3 protein-coding genes and 2 pseudogenes are annotated in these 2,262 nt (G+C 62.2%); 3 read left to right on the top strand and 2 right to left on the bottom strand.

What is annotated here, in order from left to right; translation table 11 throughout:
- Nucleotides 1–138: 138 nt before the first annotated feature.
- Entirely contained in the window at nt 139–858 is a 720-nt protein-coding gene (locus tag ORI27_RS32730; RefSeq protein ID WP_266001405.1) for a hypothetical protein, read from the top strand.
- A gap of 107 nt (nt 859–965) precedes the next feature.
- Here ORI27_RS32730 and ORI27_RS32725 read toward each other — a convergent pair whose 3' ends face one another.
- Nucleotides 966–1,370, bottom strand: coding sequence for a hypothetical protein (locus ORI27_RS32725; protein WP_266001403.1), 405 nt, complete (start codon nt 1,368–1,370; stop codon nt 966–968).
- A 150-nt stretch (nt 1,371–1,520) separates the two neighbouring features.
- On the opposite strand from ORI27_RS32725, the gene ORI27_RS32720 reads away from it, so the two are divergent.
- On the top strand, nt 1,521–1,730 hold the full coding sequence (locus ORI27_RS32720) for a hypothetical protein (RefSeq protein WP_323055705.1): 210 nt from the start codon (nt 1,521–1,523) through the stop codon (nt 1,728–1,730).
- Nucleotides 1,731–1,745: 15 nt separating this feature from the next.
- A pseudogene (locus ORI27_RS33275) lies at nt 1,746–2,015 on the top strand (hypothetical protein); the annotation flags it as partial.
- Between the two features lie 28 nt (nt 2,016–2,043).
- On the opposite strand, the pseudogene ORI27_RS32715 reads toward ORI27_RS33275, so the two are convergent.
- Nucleotides 2,044–2,262: pseudogene (locus tag ORI27_RS32715) on the bottom strand (hypothetical protein); the annotation flags it as partial.

Below are 2,262 nucleotides of genomic sequence, written 5' to 3'. Positions count from 1 at the left end.
TCCCGTTTAAACTCGTCGGGATAATTTTTCCTTGCCATCGTGGTGGATCATCTCGCTTCCCCCGCCAATCTTGCGGGATTAAGCGTGTCCAACACACGGGGGCAGGGCCCCGGCAAGCAAGCCGAGGTGCCGGCATAGATGAATCCCAACATTCGAATTCTGGGCGTATGGAGCGCGGCAGCGTTCTTCCTGCTGTGGCTGATCGGCTTTGTCTTCTTCGCTCATTGGATACCACCGATCCCTCCCTCGGCCCCGGCGAGCGAAATCGCCGCCATGTTCCAGGCCCGGTCGGTACCCATCCGCATCGCGATGGTCTTCATGAGTGTGGGGACCGTGTTCTACCTGCCGTGGACGATGGTCCTTTCGGACCTCATCAAGGAGATCGAGGGGAAGTCCTTCTTCCTGGCCGGCACGCAACTCGCAGCCGGCGTGCTCTCCGCGATCACATTCTTCCTACCTGCGTTCCTCTGGGCCACGGCCGCTTTCCGTCCCCTACGGAATCCCGAGATCACGCAGGCGCTCGTCGACCTCGGTTGGCTGTTCTTCATCACCCCGATCGCACCATTCATCCTTCAATACGCGATTCTGGCCGCCGCGATCTTCGGCGATAAACGGCCCCAACCGGCATTCCCGAGATGGGCTGCCTACCTTCAGATTTGGATAATCATCTCGTTCCTACCGGCCCTTCTCGCATTCTTCATGAAGACGGGGCCATTCGCCTGGAACGGCATTCTGGTGTGGTGGATCCCGTTCGCCACCTTCACCGGGTGGTTCGTGACGATGATTGCGCTGACCCGCCGAGCGGTGTTGCGGGGTGCCACGGTTTCGAATCAACCGACCGGTGCAGATCACGCGTAGCGCGAGCAATGTTCGCGGCGCCAAGAACTACCGCACAACTGGGCACCGGTACCGTGGCGCAACGGATTAGCCGTGTCATGAGTATCGCCTCGTGACAGCCGATATCGTCATACGGTCTTCGCGACGTCGGCGCGAACGGTCTGCATCTGGGCCTCGAGCAACGCGAGGCGACGCTCGAGGCCGTAATCTCGGTCAGGCTGCGATGTTTCGGTCTGCTGGCGGGCGACGGCCTTCAGCATCATCACCAGCATCACGATCAGCCAGACCCCGTAGGCGATGATCACCGTCCACCAGGACAGAAGTCCGTTCCAGGCCAGCGGACCGCTCTTGACGAAGAAAATGGCGTTGCCCACGCAGAACGTGAGGGTCACCCACATGTTGAAGTAACCAACCCAGCGGGGGAAGACCGGGGATTCGGATTTGTCGGCCAGAACCGCCGCCGCGATGACGACGAACTGCAACGCGCCCGTGGAAACCACCCCGACGAACAGCAGCCAGGTCACGTCGCTCATCGCCAGGACTATGTCGAGTCAGCACCACGCCCGACGCGCACGACCGGCCGTGCCGCGCGCCGGGAGAGGATTCGCACGCAACTGCTCGCGAAAATCGAGGAGGCGCTCGAGGCGGGCAGCACCTACAACGACCTGACCATCGGCTGGCTCGTGGCCGAGGCCGCAATCTCCCGTGCGACCTTCTATACGTACTTCGAAGACAAGGGCGACCTGCTCAGCGAGCTCAGCGAACACATCGTCACGGACATGATCGAGGCCGGGAAGCATTGGTGGTCATTGCCTGCTCAGGCGTCAAAGAGTGACCGACGGGAAGCGATCCAGCTGCTCTTCGACAGTTACCGTCGCTACCGCGCTCTGTGAGGGGCCGTCGTCGAGTCCGCCGCCTACGACCCGCGCGTACGCGAGCAGTACGAACAGACGATCGCCAAAGCCGTCAGCGCGCTGGCCGCGCACATCCGCACGGGACAAGAAGCCGGATCAATCACCACCGACCTCGACCCCGATGACGCAGCGGCCTGGATCACCTGGATGGGCGAGCGAGGCCTTTACCAGCTTGTGTCGCCGGCCGACGACGCGCAAGCCGCCCGGCAGGCCGACGCACTCACCGACTTGGTATGGAAGCTTCTCTACGACGGCACACGTTGACCCCTGGGTCCTCGAGCGGATGGCATGCCTAAAGCGGCACCGCCGCCGGCTCGTCCCGTCGCGATTCGTGATTGATCGCGGTGACGAGTAACCAGGTGATCGCCGCGACCCAGATGCAGAACGCGATCAGCACCATCCAGAATCCGAATATCCCGTTCCAGGCGAACGGGCCGTCCTTGAATAGCGGCACCAGTCCTGCCGGCCCTAGCAACAGGGCTGTCCATAGTGAGAGGTAGCCCGACCAGCG

Source organism: Mycobacterium pinniadriaticum, from assembly GCF_026242045.1.
Lineage (GTDB): Bacteria > Actinomycetota > Actinomycetes > Mycobacteriales > Mycobacteriaceae > Mycobacterium > Mycobacterium pinniadriaticum.
The sequence above is the reverse complement of the archived record's forward strand: the minus strand, read 5'-3'. Positions and strand labels throughout refer to the sequence as shown.